The sequence below is a fragment of the Bacillus sp. DX3.1 genome (assembly GCF_030292155.1).
Classification (GTDB): Bacteria; Bacillota; Bacilli; order Bacillales; family Bacillaceae_G; genus Bacillus_A.
Genome location: NZ_CP128153.1, coordinates 4,260,137 through 4,281,186, shown reverse-complemented (window position 1 = coordinate 4,281,186; position 21,050 = coordinate 4,260,137). Strand labels below are relative to the sequence as shown.

Here is a 21,050-nt window from a genome sequence, read left to right as displayed (position 1 = left end):
GTGGGGGATGAAGAAAACCCCCACTGATTAAAATTTCACTTTATCTTCTTGTATAACTATAGCACAATCGTATGAAGGCGATGGACAATTCTATTGAGAGGGCAATTGTTTTCTAGTATGATGGGAATAGTGGGGAAAATACTAGGATGAAGAAGGTTTCAAGTCTATAACTTGGAGGAAGAGAATGAGCAATCGAATTTTAGTCGTTGATGATGAGGAGTTTATTTTAACTTTAATTGAATTTAATTTACAGCAAGCAGGATTCGAAGTCATAACAGCGATGGATGGAGAAGTGGCACTCCATAAAGCGACAACTGAGCGTCCAGATCTGATTATATTAGATTTAATGCTTCCGAAAATGGATGGTATGGAAGTATGTAAAGAATTGCGATTGCAGCGCATTATGACGCCGATTTTAATGTTAACAGCAAAAGATGACGAGTTTGATAAAGTGTTAGGTCTTGAACTTGGGGCTGATGATTACATGACGAAGCCGTTTAGCCCGAGGGAAGTTGTTGCACGTGTGAAGGCGATTTTACGTCGTACAAAATTGCAAGATGAGCAAGCTTCAGAAGTGCAGGATGAAAATAGTATTAATATTTTCGACCTGAAAATTTTACCTGAATTTTATGAGGCGTATTTCCAAGGAGAAAAATTAGAATTAACGCCAAAAGAATTTGAATTGCTTGTATATCTTGCAAAGCATAAAGGACGTGTATTAACGCGTGATCAGTTATTAAGTGCGGTATGGAATTACGATTTTGCAGGAGATACAAGAATTGTCGATGTTCATATTAGTCACTTACGAGATAAAATTGAAAAGAATACGAAAAAACCAACGTATATTAAAACAATTCGTGGATTAGGTTATAAATTAGAGGAGCCAAAGGGGGATGAATAAGTTTCGCTCGAGGCTTCTCTTTACATTTGTTTCTCTTATTATTCTTATTTTAGTCGGACTAGGAGTATTGCTGGAAACGGTGTTTGAGAACTATTATATTGACCAGGCGCAAGAGAGAATGGCCAAAGAGACGAGATATGTTGCTGTATTAGTAGAAGCAGAAGGAATTGATAACGTTCTAAAAAAACCGAATGTTTTTGAAAAATTAGAAGAACAAATTTCGGTTTCAATTACGTTTGCCGATGAAGCAAAGAAAGTTCAATATAATCGAAGTAAGCAATCTAGATTAGATCAAGCGGTGATTGAAGATCTTTCTTCTGAAACAGCAAAACAAAAGAATAGAGTCATTACGAAGGAAACAAATGAAAAAAATGTATTTTACTATGCGACGTTTGTTCAAGACGAACAAGGAAAGCAAGGATACATCATTATAAAAAGTACAATTGCTCCTTTGAAGGATGTTCATCAAAAAACGTGGGGCCTATTAATTATCGGTTTTGTTATTGCTTGTCTTGTTGTTGTGTTTCTTGGTGTGAAAATTACGGGGCAGTATATTCAGCCAATTGAGTCTGTTACGAAAGTAGCGATTGAATTAGCGAAGGGGAATTATAAGGCTCGTGCGTATGAAAACCATTCAGATGAGACAGGGATGTTAAGCAAAGCGATTAATATTTTAGCACGTAATTTACAAGAGATGACGCTAGAACAAGAGATGCAGCAAGATCGTTTGCATACACTGATTGAAAATATGGGGAGCGGTATGATTTTAATTGATAGCCGCGGCTATATCAGTCTTGTAAATCGTTCGTATAAAGAAATATTCCATGTAACGGATGAAGAATATATGGATCGCCTTTATTATGAAGCTTTTCTACATGCGGAAATTATTGAACTTGTAGAAGAAATTTTCATGACTGAAGTGAAAGTGCGTAAACAAATGCTCTTACCGCTTGGAATAGAACGGAAGCATTTTGAAGTGTACGGTGCACCGATTATCGGGACAAACCATGAATGGAAAGGGATTGTTCTCGTATTTCATGATATAACAGAGCTAAAGAAACTGGAGCAAATGCGTAAAGACTTTTTAGCGAATGTTTCACATGAACTAAAAACACCGATTACTTCTATTAAAGGTTTTTCTGAAACATTACTTGATGGGGCGATGGAAAATCAGCAGTTTTGCGAGCATTTCTTACATATTATTTTAAAAGAAAGCGAGCGTATGCAAGGCTTAATTGAGGATTTATTAGATTTATCTAAGATTGAACAACAAGGTTTTAAATTAAACATGGGCACTGTTGAGGTAAAAGGATTACTGGAAGAAATTCAAATGGTGCTGGAAAATAAATCCCAAGATAAAGAAATTTATTTACATATTGATGTACCAAGAAATGTTTCAGTTATAGGAGATCCAAGTCGTTTGAAGCAAATTTTTATCAATTTAATTAATAATGCGATTTTGTATACACCAGCAGGAGGTACTGTGTCTGTGCAACTGTTACAAGATGAAAATAGTGCATATATAAAAGTATCTGATACAGGAATTGGAATTAGTAAAGAGGAAATTCCGCGTATCTTTGAACGTTTTTATCGCGTAGATAAAGCAAGAAGTAGGAATACAGGCGGAACAGGCCTTGGTTTATCGATTGTGAAACATTTAGTGGAGGCGCATCAAGGAACTATTACTGTTGATAGTGAAGTAGGAGAGGGTACAACATTTACAGTTGTTTTGCCGAAAACGGATTCAGTGAATCGCTCATAGGTTGGATGGTTTGTTAGAGAGGGATTCATCGGTATATAAATCCATTTTGATATTTCGACATATAAGCCGCGGCTATGGATAACAAAAGGTGACATGCACTCGCTTTCTCCCTTTGTTTTCACTTGGCATGGGGCAGGAAGAGGACCTGACCGCTTCTATGTATGACCAGATGCTCTCTCCCGCCTAAAAGAAGGGTTCTATGTCGGTTTTTTAATTTGTATTTATATATTTACATTATATTAACAATAGCTTCACTTAATATTAATAAATTTCTGTTAATATAATAAGTGAAAACCCCTTCATCCAAGGAGTAGTTTTGGACGAGAATAGGTACTCTATTCTCGTCACTTCCCTTTTTGTAAAAAGTAGTATCTTTGTTTTTGAAGTATCTTCATGTAACTTATGTCAAATTGTTATACCAATCGTATGAGGATATTTCAAATGCATGTACTATTATGAAAGCATCTCCCTTTATGCGTTTAAATATATACGCTAGAAAAGACCGTTATTTTTCTTCTCTCTCTCAGTCATGTTAATATAGAGAGAAGGAAAAAACGGTCTTTTTCTATATGAAGATGTTCAAAAAGTCCGGTAAAGATAGCTGCCCTATTTCTTCGTTACGTCGCCACTCCGGTGCTAATGTAGTTCAATCTACACGCCGTATCCTCCTGGCTTCCGTGCCTCGAACTACTCGGCTCTCTTTATCCTCCTTTTTGAACACATACTATATGTAAAAAATCGTTTTAATTTTGCCTGGGGAGGTTTCTAATTTGGAAAAAAAGGTCGTTTTAGTCGATGGAAATAATATCGCGTATCGTGCTTTTTTCGCACTGCCGCTTTTAAATAACGACAAAGGTATACATACGAACGCAATTTATGGTTTTACGATGATGCTGATGAGAATATTAGAAGAAGAAAAACCAACTCATATGCTTGTTGCATTTGATGCGGGTAAAACAACATTTCGTCATAAAACTTTTAGTGATTATAAAGGAGGACGTCAAAAAACGCCACCTGAGCTTTCTGAACAATTCCCGTTTATTCGTGAATTGCTAGATGCATTTCACGTTCCGCGTTATGAGTTAGAGAACTATGAAGCGGATGATATTATGGGAACATTAGCGACAGAAGCAAGTGAACAAGGTGTTCATGTAAAAGTCATTTCCGGAGATAAAGATTTGCTACAGCTTGTTTCTGACAATACACTTGTATGTATTCCGCGTAAAGGGATTACTGAAGTAGATGAATATACGAAAGAGGCCCTGTTTGAGAAATATAGTTTATCTCCAAAGCAAATTATCGATATGAAAGGGCTTATGGGAGATCAATCAGATAATATTCCTGGTGTTCCAGGTGTCGGTGAGAAGACGGCGATCAAATTGTTAACACAATTTGAAACGGTAGAAGCCGTGTATGAAAATTTAGATCAAGTGAGTGGGAAGAAGTTAAAAGAAAAATTAGAGGCGAATAAAGAGCAAGCGTTAATGAGTAAAGAGTTAGCGACAATTATTACAGATGCGCCGATTACAGTTCACTTAGATGATATCGAATATAAAGGATATGAAGCGAACGACGTTATCCCGATGTTTGAGAACTTAGGATTTACATCTCTTTTAAATAAACTTGGTGTGACTGCTGAAGAAACCCCTTCAGCTGAATTAAATGATATTTCATTTGAAATTGTGGAAGAAGTAACTGAAGAAATTCTTCAGCAAGATAGTGCATTACTTGTAGAAGTGCAAGAAGATAATTATCATAGAGCGGATATTCAAGGGTTTGGTATTCAAAATGAAAATGGCTGCTACTTTATTCAGGCCGATGTTGCGTTGCAATCTGAAGCCTTTACGAACTGGCTAGCGAATGAAGAGATGAAAAAGTACACGTTTGATGCAAAGCGTGCCATCGTTGCATTAAAGTGGAAAGGTTATGAAGTTCAAGGAATTGATTTTGATTTATTAATTGCTGCCTATTTACTTGATCCTGCGGATACAGATAAAGATTTTCGTGCTGTTGCGAAAATGAAAGAGACACATGCTGTTAAGTCAGATGAGGAAGTGTACGGAAAAGGAGCGAAACGTGCTGTTCCTGAACTTGATGTGATAGCGGAGCATGTGGCGCGAAAAGTGCACGTATTATACGATGTACAGCAAACGTTTGTAGAAGAACTGCAAAAAAATGAACAGTATGAATTGTTTACAGAGCTAGAAATGCCACTTTGCCGTGTGTTAGCAGAGATGGAAGTAAAAGGTGTGACTGTTGATACGGATCGTTTGCGCAGTATGGGAGATGAACTAGTCGGACGATTGAAGGAAATGGAACAGGAAATTTATGAGCTTGCTGGAACGGAATTTAATATTAATTCACCAAAACAGCTTGGTGTTATTCTATTTGAGAACTTAAATTTACCAGTTATTAAAAAGACGAAAACAGGTTATTCTACATCCGCTGATGTCCTTGATAAGCTAATGGAGCATCATGAAATTATCCCTAAGATTTTACATTATCGTCAACTTGGTAAGTTGAATTCTACGTATATTGAAGGGTTATTAAAAGTTGTTCATGAAGATTCGTCTAAGATTCATACACGCTTTAATCAAGTATTAACGCAAACAGGTCGATTAAGCTCTACAGAACCTAATTTGCAAAATATCCCGATTCGCTTAGAGGAAGGAAGAAAAATTCGTCAAGCATTCATTCCGTCCAAAAAAGATTGGGTGATGTATGCGGCGGACTATTCGCAAATTGAGCTGCGTGTATTAGCGCATATCGCAAAAGATTCAGGATTAATTGAAGCGTTCCAGCGTGATATGGATATTCATACGAAAACAGCAATGGACGTTTTTGGTGTAACAAAAGAAGAAGTAACAGCAAACATGAGACGTCAAGCAAAAGCGGTTAACTTCGGAATTGTCTACGGCATTAGTGATTATGGGCTGTCCCAAAACTTAGGTATTACACGAAAAGCAGCAGGAGAGTTTATTGAGAAGTATTTGGAAAGCTTCCCTGGCGTAAAGGAATATATGGATGACATTGTCCAAGAAGCGAAACAGCAAGGATATGTTTCTACTTTATTAAAACGCCGCCGCTATATTCCGGAAATTACGAGCCGTAACTTTAACCTACGTGGCTTTGCAGAACGTACTGCAATGAACACGCCAATTCAAGGAAGCGCAGCAGACATTATTAAAAAAGCGATGATTATTATGGATGATCGACTGCGAGAAGAAGGATTACAAGCACGTCTTCTTCTGCAGGTACATGATGAATTGATCTTTGAGGTACCAAAAGAAGAAATAGAGCAACTAGAAAAGCTTGTACCTGAAGTGATGGAACATGCGGTTGAACTTTCTGTTCCGTTGAAAGTTGATTATTCTTCCGGTCCAACTTGGTATGACGCGAAATAAGGAAGTGATGAAATGCCTGAACTACCAGAGGTTGAAAATGTAAGGCGAACGTTAGAAAACCTTGTATCCGGAAAGACGATACAAGATGTAATTGTAACGTATCCGAAATTAGTGAAAAGGCCGGATGATGTAGAGATTTTTAAAGAAATGTTACGAGGCGAAAAGATTGAACGGATTGAAAGAAGAGGTAAATTTTTACTTCTTTATGTAACAAAGTATGTAATTGTTTCACACTTACGTATGGAAGGGAAATATTTGCTTCATCAAGAGGATGAGCAAATAGATAAACATACGCATGTGCGTTTTCAGTTTACAGACGGTACAGAGTTGCATTATAAGGATGTAAGAAAGTTTGGTACGATGCATCTCTTTAAAAAAGGTGAAGAGTTTGATCAAATGCCACTTGCAGATTTAGGGCCAGAGCCATTTGATGCTGAACTGACACCAGGATATTTACAAGAAAGATTGCAAAAAACAAACCGTAAAATAAAAGTTGTATTGCTAGATCAACGTCTTTTAGTAGGGCTTGGTAATATATATGTAGATGAAGTGTTGTTCCGTTCTGGAATTTATCCAGAACGAGAAGCTTCATCTTTAACGGAAGCTGAAATAGAAAAGGTTCATGCGGCAACAGTTGCAACCTTAACAGAGGCAGTGAAGCGTGGCGGAAGTACAATTCGAACGTATATCAATTCGCAAGGGCAAATTGGTTCGTTCCAAGAGCTTCTGAATGTATACGGAAGAAAAGGTGAGCCATGTGTGACTTGTGGCACTGTAATTGAAAAAATAGTTGTTGGTGGACGTGGGACTCATTATTGTCCTAATTGTCAGCCTGAGGACTAAGAAAGATATTTTTTCTAATAACATCGGATAGGCATTTGTCATATACATACAGCAAAGCTATGTATAGGGAAGGAGCTTACCGATGTATCATTATTTCTCACTTATTTTATTAGCTTTTACATTAAGTTTAGATAGCTGTAGTGTAGGGCTTACTTATGGACTAAGGAATGTGCGAATTCCATTAAAGTCGATATTGATCATTGGGGTTTGTTCAGCGGCAGTGATGCTCATATCCATGGGGCTTGGGCATATGATTGCCAAAATTTTTTCTCCAGTTATTGCGACGCGCATCGGTGGGTTTGTTCTCATAGCCATTGGTGCATGGGTATTATACCAATTTTTTCGAAGTGATAAAAAAGATGATCCACAGCAAGAAGAGAAAGTTTGGAAATTGGAAATTGCTTCGCTTGGATTGGTTATTCAAATTTTACGGAAACCGACTGTTGCTGATTTTGATAAATCAGGCACAATTTCTGGTGGAGAAGCTTTACTTCTTGGTATTGCTCTTTCGGTGGATTCGTTTGGAGCTGGGATTGGTGCATCCTTACTCGGATATGCGCCAGCAATGATGGCAGTGTTAGTTGCAATTATGAGCTCTTTGTTTTTGTTTATCGGAATGAGGCTAGGAACTGTTTTATCAAATATGCGGTGGTTACAAAAATTTACGTTCCTGCCTGGAATTTTACTCATTATTATTGGAATTTGGAAAATGTAGGTGGAGGCGTGGAACATCAGTTTCACGTCTTTATTTGTGAGGAGGAAGTTTAATGACAGTTGTAATTGGATTAACAGGAAGCATTGCAAGTGGGAAAAGTACGGTTTCACAAATGTTTCGTGAACGACAAATTCCAGTTATAGATGCAGATATTATTGCGAGAGAAGTTGTAGAACAAGGAAAAGAAGCATATAAAGAAATTATAAAGGTATTTGGGGAAGAAATTTTACAAGCGGATGGAGAGCTGGATCGTCAAAAGTTAGGAAGTATTGTATTTTATAATGAAGAAAAACGATTGCAGTTAAATCAAATTGTTCATCCCGCTGTACGAAAAGAAATGAACGCCCAAAAGGATATGTACATAAGGGAAGGAATGCAAGCGGTTGTATTAGATATTCCGCTTTTGTTTGAAAGTAAGTTAACTGCTCTTGTTGATCAAATTTTGCTTGTATTTGTCAATCCAGATACGCAATTAGAGCGTTTGGTGAAGCGTAACGGATTCACAGAAGAGGAAGCAAGAGCGCGTATAGATTCACAAATGCCTTTAGCAGAAAAAGTAAAATTAGCTAATAAGGTCATTCGTAATGATGGCACAATTGCAGAGACGAAAGCCCAATTACACAACATTTTAATGGAATGGAACATTATTAAATAAAAAAATGTAAAATTAGTGAAATTGTTTAGTGACATATCTTCTTTTTGTGTTATACTATTATTGGGATTGGAGATAAATAGTATAACGCATTCAAGGGGGATAACATATTATGATTCGTGTGGCAATTAATGGGTTTGGACGTATTGGAAGAATGGTATTTCGTCAGGCAATAAAAGAAAGCGCATTCGAAATTGTAGCCATTAATGCGAGCTATCCATCAGAAACACTAGCACATTTAATCAAGTATGATACAATTCATGGCAAATTTGATGGAACAGTGGAAGCATTTGAGGATCATTTATTAGTGGATGGGAAAATGATTCGCCTTCTAAATAACCGCGATCCAAAAGAATTGCCTTGGAAAGAATTAGGAGTAGAGGTTGTAATTGAGGCAACAGGTAAATTTAACTCTAAAGAAAAAGCAATTCTTCATGTAGAAGCTGGGGCGAAGAAAGTTATTTTAACTGCACCTGGTAAGAATGAAGACATAACAGTTGTAGTTGGTGTAAATGAAGAACAATTAGACATTACAAAGCATACTGTTATTTCGAATGCATCTTGTACAACAAATTGTTTAGCGCCTGTTGTTAAGGTGTTAGATGAACAGTTTGGAATTGAAAACGGTTTAATGACAACTGTTCATGCTTATACAAATGACCAAAAAAATATTGATAACCCACATAAAGATTTACGCAGAGCACGTGCGTGCGGACAGTCTATTATTCCAACAACAACGGGTGCTGCGAAAGCGTTAGCAAAAGTTCTTCCGCATTTAGATGGAAAACTTCACGGTATGGCACTTCGCGTTCCAACACCAAACGTGTCTCTTGTTGACTTAGTAGTAGATGTGAAACGTGATGTAACAGTTGAAGAAATTAATGAAGCGTTTAGAACAGTTGCGAACGGTGCAATGAAGGGGATTGTGGAATTTAGCGAAGAACCTCTTGTGTCTATCGACTTTAATACAAATCCTCATTCTGCCATCATTGATGGTTTATCTACAATGGTAATGGGTGAGCGTAAAGTGAAAGTACTTGCTTGGTATGATAACGAGTGGGGTTATTCTCGCCGTGTTGTGGATCTTGTGACGTTAGTTGTTGGTGAATTAGCAAAACAAGAAAACGTACAACACATTTAATGATAATAAGAAAAAAGGCAAGCGATTGCTTGTCTTTTTTTATTTTTTTCTGAAAAGGAAAAAAGTTATATAAGTATAAATTTTTGAATCGTACATACTTAGAAGTATTGTAGACACTGCATTTTTGAATCTTTTATTTTTTTCCGAGAAAAGTAAAGAAGAAAACATCATGAAAAATTGAAAAACTGTTGTTGCAAAATGAAAATAAACAAAGTATACTAACACTCGTAAACTTAAGAGCTGAGGTAGGTAGTCACTACTTAAAGGGTTAGGACCTCTCCGGACTAACTTTCCCCCGTGGTAGTGGAGCAAGCCAAATTGCAAATTAGTTTTCAATTCGAACAGTTAGATTAAATTTACAAGGGGGAACTGTAGAATGGATACTATGGACACTATGGGTCGTCACGTAATTGCTGAACTTTGGGATTGCGATTTCGACAAGCTTAATGATATGCCGTTTATTGAACAATTATTTGTGGATGCAGCACTAAGAGCAGGTGCTGAAGTGCGTGAGGTTGCTTTTCATAAGTTTGCTCCGCAGGGTGTAAGTGGAGTTGTTATTATTTCTGAATCTCATTTAACAATTCACAGCTTTCCAGAACACGGTTATGCGAGTATTGATGTGTATACTTGCGGGGATCGTATTGATCCCAATGTAGCTGCAGAGTATATTGCAGAAGGTTTAAATGCGAAAACGCGCGAGAGCATCGAGCTTCCTCGAGGCACAGGTAGCTTCGAAATTAAGCATAGAGAGACGAAAGCTCTTTAAAAAAGAACATAATTGATTTAAAATGTAAAGAGGTGTATAATGCACCTCTTTTTAGTTTATAAAAAAATGAGCTGGTAGAATGGATAGACTGTTTTTGAAGGCTTGTCACTCGTTATAAAGTGGTAAGCAAATACAAATAGGCTATATAATAGTGTATATATATTTATGTGTAGATGAAGCGAAGAAAGTAGAGATTAAATTGCAAAGGAGTGAATGAGTTGCGTTGTCCATCCTGTTTTCATAATGGTACGAGAGTGTTGGATTCACGTCCAGTAGACGAGGGACGCTCCATTCGAAGAAGAAGAGAATGCGAAAGCTGTTTAAATCGATTTACAACATTTGAAAGAGTAGAAGAGCCGCCTCTTATTGTGGTTAAAAAAGAGGGAACGCGAGAAGAATTTAATAAAGAGAAAATTTTACGCGGCTTAATTAAAGCGTGTGAAAAAAGACCTGTATCCCTAAAACAATTAGAGGAAGTAACGCAAAATGTAGAGCGTGAACTGAGAAACTTAGGGATGTCAGAAGTGCAAAGCGATATGATTGGTGAAATGGTAATGGAAGCACTTCGTACTATTGATGATGTTGCTTATGTACGTTTTGCTTCAGTGTATCGACAATTTAAAGATTTAAATGTATTTATTGAAGAATTAAAAGATATATTGCAAAAAGAGCGAAAATAAAGTGAAACTTTGATCAGTGGAGAGCTTCATCCCCCACCTAACTTCTTTTCTTCTTGCAGAACTTTGAGGTGGGGGGATTACTGCTCGCGAATAGCGGTGAAAAAGAGCTAGAAGCGTAAGCTATTAGCTCTTTTTCACTAATGGGTTATAAGTTGAATGTGATGTATAGATCCTTCACAATGAAAAATAGACCCGGATGGGGAACTGGATAGAATGGAAGAAAGAAAGGAATTGTAAGGATGGAAAAACAGTCATGGATGGAGCTATTGCCAATTGACCGTTATAGAGTAAGTACAAAAGGATTGCTGCATAGTTATGATCGAAAAGTATTAACGATGTTATACCAACCGTTAATAGGTAGCAAATCTTTTAGCTTATACATGACGCTCTGGGGAGAGCTTGAACAGGATCGTGTATTTGGAAAAGAGAATACGCATCACTCTCTTATGGTGACGATGCAAATGCAGCTTCCTGAAGTGTATGAAGAACGGGTGAAGTTAGAAGCAATTGGACTTTTAAACGTGTATATTAAAAAAGAAAAAGATATTCGAATGTTTATATATGAATTGCAGCCACCGTTATCACCCAAACAATTTTTTGATGATATTGTTATGAGCATCTTTTTATATAACCGCTTGAGTCGTAAGAAATACAATCAAGTAAAGCGATATTTTTTAGAAGAAGAATTTGATTTTGCTTCCTATGAAAATGTTACACATTCCTTTAATGATGTATTTGGTTCTTTTAATCCAGGACAATTTGAACATGCACAAGAAGAGCTTCGTATTCCGAATGCAACAGTTATGCCTGGAAATGAAGAAGGGGCCGCACCGAAACTTTGGAATGATTTCTTTGACTTTTCTCTATTTGCAGAAGGGCTATCGGCTCTTGTACCGCGCAAAGCGATTACGGACCAAGTTCGTGAATGTGTAATTACGCTTTCTTATGTGTATGGTGTCGATTCTATGTCGATGCAAAATATTGTACTTGGTGCAATGACAGAAGGGCAAACGATTGATATGGAGCGACTGCGAAAAGGAGCTCGTGATTGGTATCAATTTGAAAACGGACAAGCGCTTCCGGTGCTAAGTGAACGGACACAGCCTCTTTCCGCACGCACGATGAAAGAGAAAGAGCCTTCTACACAAGAAGAAATGTTAATTAAACAGCTGGAAGAAATTTCGCCAAAACAATTGTTAAAAGAAATTTCAGGCGGTGCAGAAGCAACAAAAGCGGATTTACAAATCGTTGAAGAAGTCATGATCAATCAAAAGCTTACATCAGGCGTTGTCAACGTACTTATTTATTATGTGATGTTACGTTCTGATATGAAGTTAGCCAAAACATATGTTGAGAAAATTGCTGGCCACTGGGCGAGAAAAAAGGTTGGTACTGTAGCAGAAGCAATGGCATTAGCGAAAGAAGAAAATCGTCAATATCAAGAATGGGCAGAGACGAAGAAAAAAGGGCGCACATCGAAGAAAACAGTGCGGAAAGAAATGGTACCAGATTGGCTGAAGGAGCAAGCGCAAGAACAAGCACAAGAAAATGAAGCGCCAAAAGAAAAGCCAAGCAAGTTAGAGGAAGAGCGAAAAAAACTAGAAGAAGAATTGAAAAAGTATAAGCATGATTAATAAAGGAGAATGAACTCTCTTTGAGGTGAAAGAATGGAACGTATGCAAAATACATTTACAAAGTTGATGCAAAATGAAAATTTTAAGAACAGATATGAAGTGTTAAAGGCAGAAGTGATGGCACACCCTCGTGTAAAAGAGTTTATAGAAGAACATAAAGGTGAAGTGACGACTTCTATGGTAGAACGCAGCCTTGTAAAATTGTATGAATACATTGGACAAAGTGTGGGATGCGAAGATTGTCCGAACTTAGAGACCTGTAAAAATATAATTCAAGGATACGAGCCGAAACTTGTTATTCAAGGAAAGATGATTGATATTCAGTACGATCGTTGTGTTCGCAAAGTGGCTTATGAGGAAAGAAAAAAACAAGAGAAGTTAATTCAAAGTGTATATATGCCAAAAGATATACTGCAAGCTTCTATGTCTTCGCTTGATTTATCAGATGGAGATCGTTTTGAAGCTATTCGTGCTGCTACTGAATTTTTAGGTGTATATGAGCCAGGTAAAAAAGTACAGGCATTATATTTCCACGGACCATTTGGTGTTGGGAAAACGTTTATTTTAGGAGCGATTGCGAACGAATTGGCGCAGCGCAAGGTAAGTTCTATGATTGTATACTTACCAGAATTTTTGCGTGAAATTAAAAGTTCTCTGCAAAATAATACGATTAGTGAGAAGATTGATGCGGTGAAGTATGTACCAGTTTTAATGTTAGATGATATTGGAGCGGAAGCGATGTCAAGCTTTGTACGTGATGATGTGCTTGGAGCCATTTTACAATTCCGTATGCTTGAAAATTTACCGACGTTTTTCACATCCAATTTTGACTTTAAACAATTAGAGCACCATTTAACATATACACAGCGCGGTGAAGAGGAAGAAATGAAAGCGGCCCGGATTATGGAGCGAATTAGATATATGGCGAAACCTGTTCCAATTACAGGGAAAAATCGCCGTCATACGTAAAGAGAAGCTTTAATCAGTGGGGTTTTCTTTACCCCCCACTGATGATTCGGTATCAAGAGCAAGCTGAGAGCTTGCTCTTTTTTTGGTATAGTGTTTGTTTTCTTTTAAAGATTAGTTCGAAATATTCAGCTACTCCGTATGCTTGCGTTCCCGGGGCGAAGATTTGTACGAATCGCCATCCTTCTTTTGTGTACTTTTTGATGACTTCTTGATATTCCTCTTCGGGTTTAGATTTCACAAAACCTGATTTTAACTTGATTCTGATAAAGTGAAACTTTGATCAGTGGGGGTTTTCTTCATCCCCCACTGATCATTAGTTGAACGAATCGGGCTTTTACGGGCAGTTTATCCCCCACCTAACTTCTTTGCTCCTTGCAGAACTTTGAGGTGGGGTATTACCGCCCGTTAATGCGGGATAAACTCATATTCGTACATTGTATCTTTACCTCTTATATATAAATCCATTTTGATTTTTTGACATATAAGCCGCAGCTATGGATAACAAAAGGTGACCTGCACTCGTTTTCTCTCTTTGTTTTCACTATGTCTGGGCAGGAAAAGGATCTGACCGCTTCTATGCATGGCCAGATGCTCTCTCCCGCCTAAAAAGAAGGGTTTTATGTCGGTTTTTTAATTTATATTTATATAACTTGATAATTTGAATTATAAAATAAAATGATACAAGCTACTATGAATCTGAAAATTCATAGTAGCTTGTATCATTTTTTATCCATTCCCTTAATATATATAAAATTAGCAAGGAATATAAAGTGAAACTTCCATTAGAGGGGAGGCTTCATTCTCCTCTGATGTTTAGTTGAACGAATCGGGCTCTAACGGGCAGTTATCTCCTACTAATCTCCGTTGCTTCCTCACAATCTTTAGGTGGGAGTCTTACTGCCCGTTAGAGCGGGATAAAAGGGGGGACAAAAGTGATTGAAATCTGCTTCGAAGAAAAAAATGATGCTGTGCACGTATATCAAGAACTTATTAAGCGAACAGAAGAAGTATATAAAGAAACGAGCGTCTATGTATATGAACAAATGGTGATTGTTCATATACCGATACGTGAATCATACTATATCGAGAAAGTGTTAATACCAGTACTTGTTCAATTTATTATAAATGTAAAACAAAATGAATGGCTGTATGCGATTTTGAAAGAAAAGTTTTTTTATGATGAGGAAGAAGAACGTAATCAAATTCTACATATGGCAGACTGCATTTTAAATGGAAAACGAAAAGGCGTCACATATGATTTGACACGTAACATGGTAGAATCTCAGATTATGTCTTCTTTAAAAGGGTGGTTAGGCGATCCGCTTTCATTTTGTTTTTCATCTTATATTCGCTTTCGTTTGCAAAAATATAGGGAGGCGGTGCATCGTCTTGCAGAGGTTGCAATTGATGAATATAAATTAGAACAAGAGTATCAAATGTTTGTGGAAGTACTTCGGCAACAAGTGAATAGTCGAAAGCCACGTTTATCTTGTCTTCATCTCGTTTTTGACGATAGTTTTATTTTTTATAATGAAAAAGGGGTACGTTTAAAACAAGAGAAGCTGGTCCGATATATAGATGAGGAATTATTAACACAAAAAGATGTTCACATTGATACAAATGTCATTGCGCCGCTTTTGTCCATCGCACCGGGAATGATCTATTTGTATACAAAAGAGCAAGATCATAATATGATTGTTACCCTTCAAAATGTATTTCAAGAACGAGTCCAATTATATGCGCTGCATGAATTCGAACAGAACGTGAAAAAATTTAAAAATAAAGGGAACGCCCTTGATTTTCTAAGTTTTTGAGCATATAATTACCTACATAAATGAAATATATTGAAATGTCACGATGAGGACATGAGTAATTTACTACGATTTTCAGAGAGGGAAGCCTTAGGGTGTGAGCTTCCTAGTACGAGTTCATTACTTACCACCTCTAAACTTTAGCAGTGAACGTTTTTTTCTAGTAATTGCTAACGGCCAACACCGTTATGTTGAACTTGAGCAATTAACAGTTTTGTTAATTGGAACAAGGGTGGAACCACGAATTCAACACTCGTCCCTTTTTACGGGATGAGTGTTTTTTATTATGAGAAAAAAAGGAGTGACCAGTGATGGCAGATGTAGTTAAAATTACTTTCCCTGATGGAGCTGTGAAGGAGTTTCCAAAAGGAACAACAACTGAAGAAATCGCAGCTTCTATTAGCCCAGGCTTAAAGAAAAAAGCTGTGGCTGGTAAATTAAATGATGAAATGATAGATCTTCGTACACCAATTGAAGAAGATGGTGCAGTTTCTATCATTACATTAGATTCTGAGGACGGCTTATACATTCTACGCCACTCAACAGCCCATCTTTTAGCACAAGCGTTAAAACGTTTATATAAAGATGTAAAACTTGGTATTGGTCCAGTTATCGAAAATGGCTTCTACTACGATATCGATATGGAAGAAGCAATTACAGTTGAGGACTTCCCAAAAATTGAAAAAGAAATGCAAAAAATTGTGAACGAGAACTTTGAAATCGTTCGTCATGAAGTACCACGTGCAGAAGCACTTCGTCGTTACGAAGAAATCGGTGATGAGCTGAAATTAGAATTGATTAATGATCTTCCAGAAGATGCAGTTATTTCAATTTACGAACAAGGCGAATTCTTCGACCTTTGCCGTGGTGTTCACCTTCCATCTACAGGAAAGATTAAAGTATTTAAATTGTTAAGCGTTGCAGGTGCTTACTGGCGCGGCGATAGCAACAATAAAATGTTACAACGTATTTACGGTACTGCATTCGTGAAAAAAGCAGAATTAGATGAGCATCTACGTATGCTTGAAGAAGCGAAAGAGCGTGACCACCGTAAATTAGGTAAAGAGTTAAAATTATTTACAAATAGCCAAAAAGTAGGACAAGGTTTACCACTTTGGTTACCAAAAGGTGCAACAATCCGCCGTATTATCGAGCGCTATATTGTCGATAAAGAAGTAAGCCTAGGATATGACCATGTATACACTCCAGTATTAGGAAGCCGAGAGCTTTATGAAACTTCTGGTCACTGGAATCACTACCGAGATGGCATGTTCCCATCAATGGAAATGGATAATGAGGAATTAGTACTTCGTCCGATGAACTGCCCGCACCATATGATGGTTTATAAAAACGATATTCACAGCTATCGTGAATTACCGATCCGTATTGCGGAGCTTGGAACAATGCACCGTTATGAAATGTCTGGAGCGCTATCTGGATTACAACGTGTACGCGGAATGACTTTAAATGATGCGCACATTTTCGTTCGTCCAGACCAAATTAAAGAAGAGTTAAAACGTGTTGTAAACTTAACTTTAGAAGTGTACAAAGATTTCGGCTTAGAAGATTATTCATTCCGCTTATCTTATCGTGATCCAGAAGATACTAAAAAGTATTATGATGATGATGAAATGTGGGAAAAAGCACAAGGTATGTTAAAAGAAGCAATGGATGAAATGGGTCTTAAGTACTATGAAGCTGAAGGTGAAGCGGCATTCTACGGTCCGAAACTTGACGTTCAAGTTCGTACTGCACTTGGAAAAGACGAAACACTTTCAACTGTACAATTAGACTTTTTACTTCCAGAGCGCTTTGAATTAACTTACGTTGGTGAAGATGGTAAACCTCATCGTCCAGTTGTTATTCACCGTGGTGTTGTATCAACTATGGAACGTTTCGTTGCCTTCTTAATTGAAGAGTACAAAGGTGCATTCCCAACTTGGTTAGCGCCAGTTCAAGCGCAAGTGATTCCGGTTTCTCCGCAAGTACATTTAGACTATGCAAAGAAGGTACAAGAAGAATTACAACGTGCTGGCATTCGTGTAGAAGTGGATACTCGTGAAGAGAAAATCGGTTACAAAATCCGTGAAGCACAAATGCAAAAAATTCCGTATATGCTTGTAGTAGGTGACAATGAAGTTACTGAAAACGGCGTAAACGTACGTAAATATGGTGAACAAAAATCAGAAACAATCGCATTAGATGCCTTTGTTGATATGATTAAAGTAGAAGGAAAACGCTAATAAAAAGTCGCGGCATGCCGCGACTTTTGCTTTCTTCTTGTAAGAAGAAAGTATGGTTATCGAAACTAGAAATAATAACCAAACTATACTTATCATAAAAAACTATTGCATGTATTCGTGTTGTTTGTTACAATATTTCTTGTTGTTAGTAAAATACGTCATCTTGACAGACGTTATGTCCTATGGTAAACTCATCAAGGATAATAGAATATTGTTTTGTGGAACAAGTAGAAGCACCCGCTTCTCACCTGATTGACGCATATGCAGTTAACAGGTAAATGTATTTCTTACTAAAGATCTTACAAGTGTGGGTGCCGTGTGCCCGCACTTTTTTTGTTCGGGTTCTGCATCCGCAAACTTATTCTGAGAAAATCTTGGAGGTGGCTTACTATTAGCAAGGATATGATGATTAACGAGCAAATTCGTGCTCGTGAAGTACGTTTAGTTGGTGCGAATGGTGATCAACTTGGTATTAAGTCTCGTAATGACGCTTTAGACTTAGCTGCAAATCTTAATCTTGATTTAGTATTGGTTGCTCCAACAGCGAAACCACCAGTATGCCGCATTATGGACTACGGTAAATTCCGCTTTGAGCAACAGAAGAAAGAAAAAGAGCAGCGTAAAAATCAAAAAGTAATCAGCATGAAAGAAGTTCGTTTAAGTCCAACAATTGATGAACACGACTTTAACACAAAACTTCGTAATGCTATCAAGTTTTTAGAGAAAGGCGACAAGGTTAAAGCGTCAATTCGCTTTAAAGGACGTGCCATTACTCATAAAGAAATCGGTCAACGTGTTTTAGATCGCTTCTCAGAAGCTTGTGCTGAAGTTAGTACAATTGAATCTAAGCCTAAAATGGAAGGACGTAGTATGTTCTTAGTTTTAGCACCGAAAAACGATAAGTAATAGATAGAGGAGGAAATACCTATGCCTAAACAAAAAACTCATCGCGGCGCTGCAAAGCGTTTCAAAAAAACTGGATCTGGTAAACTTAAGCGTTCACACGCTTACACAAGCCATTTATTCGCTAACAAATCTACAAAAGCTAAACGTAAACTACGTAAAGCTGGTGTAGTAAGCGCTGGTGACTTCAAACGCATTCGTCAAATGCTTGACAACTTAAAATAAGTTCGGCTGATATATAGAACAAATAGGAGGTAATATTATGCCAAGAGTAAAAGGTGGTACGGTTACTCGTAAACGTCGTAAAAAAGTTATAAAATTAGCAAAAGGTTACTACGGTTCTAAAAATACATTATTTAAGGTTGCTAACCAACAGGTTATGAAATCTTTACTATATGCATTCCGTGACCGTCGTCAAAAGAAACGTGACTTCCGTAAATTATGGATCACTCGTATCAACGCAGCTGCTCGTATTAACGGTCTTTCTTACAGCCGTTTAATGCACGGTTTAAAAGTTGCTGGTATCGAAGTTAACCGCAAGATGCTTGCTGACTTAGCTGTTCATGACGAAAAAGCTTTCGCTGAATTAGCAACAGTTGCAAAAAACAACTTAAACTAATTATTCAAAAACCTTAGAAGATTTTTCTTCTAAGGTTTTTTTATTTGAAATTTTTTCAAATAAAGAATTATTACTAAAATTCACAAAAAATTCAAACATTAACCGAATCAACTCCTCTTTTATAAGGATATATGCATTAATATATTAATGAAAACCTTTTCAAAAAGGCGAGTAAAGGAGGAGTTCATTTGAAAGCAGCTGTTGTGAATCAATTCAAAGAGCAATTAGAGGTGAAAGATGTACCGAAACCGAAAGCTGGATTGCGGGAGGTACTCGTACATATTCAAGCTTGTGGTGTCTGTCATACTGATCTACATGCCGCACATGGTGATTGGCCAGTGAAACCGAAGCTTCCTCTTATTCCGGGGCATGAAGGTGTTGGAATTGTTCAAGAAGTTGGTGAGGGCGTCACACATCTCAAAGTGGGTGACCGTGTTGGAATTCCATGGCTCTATTCAGCATGCGGTCATTGTGAATATTGTTTATCCGGTCGTGAAACACTCTGTTTAGATCAACATAATGCGGGCTACTCTGTAGACGGTGGTTATGCGGAATATTGCATAGCTGCAGCTGATTATGTTGTGAAAGTGCCAGGAAATCTAAATTTTGTGGAAGCTGCACCGCTATTTTGTGCAGGTGTGACAACTTATAAAGCATTAAAAGTGTCAGAAGCAAAACCAGGTGATTGGGTGGCAGTTTTCGGAATTGGCGGTTTAGGACATTTGGCAGTGCAGTATGCCAAAGCAATGGGGCTACATGTAGTTGCAGTTGATACAGTTGATGAAAAACTCGAACTCGCAAAAGAACTCGGTGCAGATTTAGTTGTGAATCCACTTAAAGAAGACGCTGCTCTTTGGATTCATGAAAAGGTAAATGGTGTTCACGCTTCTATTTGTACAGCTGTTTCAAAACCAGCATTTGACCAAGCTTATCGTGCGGTTCGCCGCGGTGGCTCATGTGTGGCGGTTGGTTTACCGCCAGAAATGATGGAAGTTCCAATCTTTGATACTGTGTTAAATGCAGTAAAAATTGTTGGTTCTATCGTTGGAACGCGTAAAGATTTACAGGAAGCGTTGCAATTTGCAGAAGAAGGCAAAGTAAAAGCAATTATTGAAACGCGACATCTTCACGAAATTAATGACATCTTTGCAGAAATGGAAGAGGGAAAAATTAACGGGCGTGTTGTATTAGATATGACAAAATAAGTATAAAAGTTGTAATAATATAGAAGAATATACAGTGAAAAAGTCGGAGGAAATTCCTCTGGCTTTTTTCTTACAGTTTTATAACCTTTTCTAGTATAAACGACACTGTTATAATGGAAGAATCAAGTAAAACTTTCATCAGCGTTTTTTCATACTTCACTGATGATTAGTAGAACGGATTGGGATTTTATTATCCGTTAATGCGAGATGAAATTGTCCAATTTGTTGTTTTTTTATAATTACTATGAGGTAGAACAACATTGTATAATTTTTGATACGATGTTGGAGGAGGAAGATAGAATGGATTTATTACAACTATTTAAATTACAAAAAGAATTAGATGATCGTATTATAAAAGAACATGACTTACAACCGAAGAAATTATTAAAAGAAAAAATGTTAGCGCTGCTTGTTGAAATTGGAGAACTTGCAAATGAAACGCGTTGCTTTAAATATTGGAGCAAAAAACCAGCAGCTGAGCGTTCAGTTGTGCTAGAAGAATATGTAGATGGCCTGCATTTTATTTTATCGATTGGAATTGATTTAGGAATTGATAAAAACTTCTTGTTTTATAAATGTGCCCAAACAAACAAAACACAAGTTGAAATTTTCTTAGACACATATACGAAAGTGATTCGTTTTACTGATCAGCCGTCTATTACAAATTACATTGAATTATTTACGAGCTATCTTCGTTTGGGACAAGCTCTTGAGTTTGGACAAGAAGAAATTGAAAAAGCATATTTAGATAAAAATCAGATGAATCATGAGCGTCAAACACAAGGGGATTAATATAATT

19 protein-coding genes and 2 other annotated features are annotated in these 21,050 nt (G+C 37.2%); of the genes, 18 read left to right on the top strand and 1 reads right to left on the bottom strand.

All coding sequences use genetic code 11. The features are described from left to right. The first annotated feature begins 184 nt into the window (after nucleotides 1-184). From QRE67_RS21455 to dnaI, 11 genes are all read left to right on the top strand, one after another. A complete protein-coding gene (locus QRE67_RS21455; RefSeq protein WP_286122210.1) occupies nucleotides 185-901 on the top strand; it encodes a response regulator transcription factor in 717 nt (238 codons plus the stop codon). After that, entirely contained in the window at nucleotides 894-2,663 is a 1,770-nt protein-coding gene (gene pnpS, locus QRE67_RS21450; protein ID WP_286122209.1) for a two-component system histidine kinase PnpS, read from the top strand. The genes QRE67_RS21455 and pnpS overlap by 8 nt, the downstream gene beginning before the upstream one ends. A 770-nt stretch (nucleotides 2,664-3,433) precedes the next feature. After that, nucleotides 3,434-6,067, top strand: a complete 2,634-nt coding sequence (gene polA / locus QRE67_RS21445; protein WP_286122208.1) for a DNA polymerase I — start codon at nucleotides 3,434-3,436, stop codon at nucleotides 6,065-6,067. A 12-nt stretch (nucleotides 6,068-6,079) separates the two neighbouring features. After that, nucleotides 6,080-6,910: a DNA-formamidopyrimidine glycosylase gene (gene mutM, locus QRE67_RS21440; protein ID WP_286122207.1), complete on the top strand. Its 831-nt coding sequence runs from the start codon at nucleotides 6,080-6,082 to the stop codon at nucleotides 6,908-6,910. 82 nt (nucleotides 6,911-6,992) lie between these two features. Next, on the top strand, nucleotides 6,993-7,625 hold the full coding sequence (gene ytaF, locus QRE67_RS21435) for a sporulation membrane protein YtaF (protein WP_286122206.1): 633 nt from the start codon (nucleotides 6,993-6,995) through the stop codon (nucleotides 7,623-7,625). 52 nt (nucleotides 7,626-7,677) lie between these two features. Then, nucleotides 7,678-8,280, top strand: a complete 603-nt coding sequence (gene coaE / locus QRE67_RS21430; RefSeq protein WP_286122205.1) for a dephospho-CoA kinase — start codon at nucleotides 7,678-7,680, stop codon at nucleotides 8,278-8,280. A gap of 109 nt (nucleotides 8,281-8,389) precedes the next feature. Next, nucleotides 8,390-9,418, top strand: a complete 1,029-nt coding sequence (locus QRE67_RS21425) for a glyceraldehyde-3-phosphate dehydrogenase (protein ID WP_286122204.1) — start codon at nucleotides 8,390-8,392, stop codon at nucleotides 9,416-9,418. Between the two features lie 385 nt (nucleotides 9,419-9,803). After that, nucleotides 9,804-10,187, top strand: coding sequence for an adenosylmethionine decarboxylase (gene speD, locus QRE67_RS21420; RefSeq protein ID WP_006096185.1), 384 nt, complete (start codon nucleotides 9,804-9,806; stop codon nucleotides 10,185-10,187). A gap of 218 nt (nucleotides 10,188-10,405) precedes the next feature. After that, nucleotides 10,406-10,867: a transcriptional regulator NrdR gene (nrdR, locus tag QRE67_RS21415; RefSeq protein WP_286122203.1), complete on the top strand. Its 462-nt coding sequence runs from the start codon at nucleotides 10,406-10,408 to the stop codon at nucleotides 10,865-10,867. 239 nt (nucleotides 10,868-11,106) lie between these two features. Beyond that, nucleotides 11,107-12,501, top strand: a complete 1,395-nt coding sequence (locus QRE67_RS21410) for a replication initiation and membrane attachment family protein (protein WP_286122202.1) — start codon at nucleotides 11,107-11,109, stop codon at nucleotides 12,499-12,501. Between the two features lie 33 nt (nucleotides 12,502-12,534). After that, nucleotides 12,535-13,470, top strand: a complete 936-nt coding sequence (gene dnaI / locus QRE67_RS21405) for a primosomal protein DnaI (RefSeq protein ID WP_286122201.1) — start codon at nucleotides 12,535-12,537, stop codon at nucleotides 13,468-13,470. A 52-nt stretch (nucleotides 13,471-13,522) separates the two neighbouring features. Here the strand turns inward: dnaI and QRE67_RS21400 are convergent, their stop codons facing one another. Beyond that, nucleotides 13,523-13,735: a DUF4177 domain-containing protein gene (locus tag QRE67_RS21400; protein ID WP_286125353.1), complete on the bottom strand. Its 213-nt coding sequence runs from the start codon at nucleotides 13,733-13,735 to the stop codon at nucleotides 13,523-13,525. 667 nt (nucleotides 13,736-14,402) lie between these two features. Between QRE67_RS21400 and ytxC the strand changes: the two genes are divergently transcribed. The 7 genes from ytxC to QRE67_RS21365 all read left to right on the top strand — a co-directional run bounded on the left by ytxC (nucleotide 14,403) and on the right by QRE67_RS21365 (nucleotide 21,043). Continuing rightward, on the top strand, nucleotides 14,403-15,284 hold the full coding sequence (gene ytxC / locus QRE67_RS21395; protein WP_286122200.1) for a putative sporulation protein YtxC: 882 nt from the start codon (nucleotides 14,403-14,405) through the stop codon (nucleotides 15,282-15,284). A 31-nt stretch (nucleotides 15,285-15,315) separates the two neighbouring features. Further along, nucleotides 15,316-15,545, top strand: a binding site (T-box leader). Nucleotides 15,546-15,592: 47 nt separating this feature from the next. Next, the gene (thrS, locus tag QRE67_RS21390; protein WP_286122199.1) at nucleotides 15,593-17,524 is read left to right on the top strand and encodes a threonine--tRNA ligase; all 1,932 of its coding nucleotides are present in this window, start codon (nucleotides 15,593-15,595) and stop codon (nucleotides 17,522-17,524) included. A 219-nt stretch (nucleotides 17,525-17,743) separates the two neighbouring features. Then, nucleotides 17,744-17,864 (top strand) — a sequence feature (ribosomal protein L20 leader region). Between the two features lie 62 nt (nucleotides 17,865-17,926). Then, nucleotides 17,927-18,430 carry a translation initiation factor IF-3 gene (infC, locus tag QRE67_RS21385; RefSeq protein ID WP_286122198.1) on the top strand — a complete coding sequence of 168 codons (504 nt, stop codon included), beginning with the start codon at nucleotides 17,927-17,929 and terminating at the stop codon, nucleotides 18,428-18,430. A gap of 21 nt (nucleotides 18,431-18,451) precedes the next feature. Then, nucleotides 18,452-18,652 (top strand): 50S ribosomal protein L35, encoded by a 201-nt coding sequence (gene rpmI / locus QRE67_RS21380; protein WP_001125945.1) that lies wholly within the window; start codon nucleotides 18,452-18,454, stop codon nucleotides 18,650-18,652. A 37-nt stretch (nucleotides 18,653-18,689) separates the two neighbouring features. After that, nucleotides 18,690-19,046, top strand: coding sequence for a 50S ribosomal protein L20 (gene rplT, locus QRE67_RS21375; protein WP_033672858.1), 357 nt, complete (start codon nucleotides 18,690-18,692; stop codon nucleotides 19,044-19,046). 188 nt (nucleotides 19,047-19,234) lie between these two features. Next, nucleotides 19,235-20,251, top strand: a complete 1,017-nt coding sequence (gene adhP / locus QRE67_RS21370) for an alcohol dehydrogenase AdhP (RefSeq protein WP_286122197.1) — start codon at nucleotides 19,235-19,237, stop codon at nucleotides 20,249-20,251. Nucleotides 20,252-20,551: 300 nt separating this feature from the next. Further along, on the top strand, nucleotides 20,552-21,043 hold the full coding sequence (locus QRE67_RS21365; protein WP_286122196.1) for a dUTP diphosphatase: 492 nt from the start codon (nucleotides 20,552-20,554) through the stop codon (nucleotides 21,041-21,043). Nucleotides 21,044-21,050 lie beyond the last annotated feature (7 nt).

Coding starts and splice junctions, on each gene's coding strand:
- QRE67_RS21455 (WP_286122210.1), top strand. CDS start 185: ATGAGCAATCGAATTTTAGTCGTTGATGATGAGGAGTTTATTTTAACT.
- pnpS (WP_286122209.1), top strand. CDS start 894: ATGAATAAGTTTCGCTCGAGGCTTCTCTTTACATTTGTTTCTCTTATT.
- mutM (WP_286122207.1), top strand. CDS start 6,080: ATGCCTGAACTACCAGAGGTTGAAAATGTAAGGCGAACGTTAGAAAAC.
- ytaF (WP_286122206.1), top strand. CDS start 6,993: ATGTATCATTATTTCTCACTTATTTTATTAGCTTTTACATTAAGTTTA.
- coaE (WP_286122205.1), top strand. CDS start 7,678: ATGACAGTTGTAATTGGATTAACAGGAAGCATTGCAAGTGGGAAAAGT.
- QRE67_RS21425 (WP_286122204.1), top strand. CDS start 8,390: ATGATTCGTGTGGCAATTAATGGGTTTGGACGTATTGGAAGAATGGTA.
- speD (WP_006096185.1), top strand. CDS start 9,804: ATGGACACTATGGGTCGTCACGTAATTGCTGAACTTTGGGATTGCGAT.
- QRE67_RS21410 (WP_286122202.1), top strand. CDS start 11,107: ATGGAAAAACAGTCATGGATGGAGCTATTGCCAATTGACCGTTATAGA.
- dnaI (WP_286122201.1), top strand. CDS start 12,535: ATGGAACGTATGCAAAATACATTTACAAAGTTGATGCAAAATGAAAAT.
- thrS (WP_286122199.1), top strand. CDS start 15,593: ATGGCAGATGTAGTTAAAATTACTTTCCCTGATGGAGCTGTGAAGGAG.
- infC (WP_286122198.1), top strand. CDS start 17,927: ATGATGATTAACGAGCAAATTCGTGCTCGTGAAGTACGTTTAGTTGGT.
- rpmI (WP_001125945.1), top strand. CDS start 18,452: ATGCCTAAACAAAAAACTCATCGCGGCGCTGCAAAGCGTTTCAAAAAA.
- rplT (WP_033672858.1), top strand. CDS start 18,690: ATGCCAAGAGTAAAAGGTGGTACGGTTACTCGTAAACGTCGTAAAAAA.
- QRE67_RS21365 (WP_286122196.1), top strand. CDS start 20,552: ATGGATTTATTACAACTATTTAAATTACAAAAAGAATTAGATGATCGT.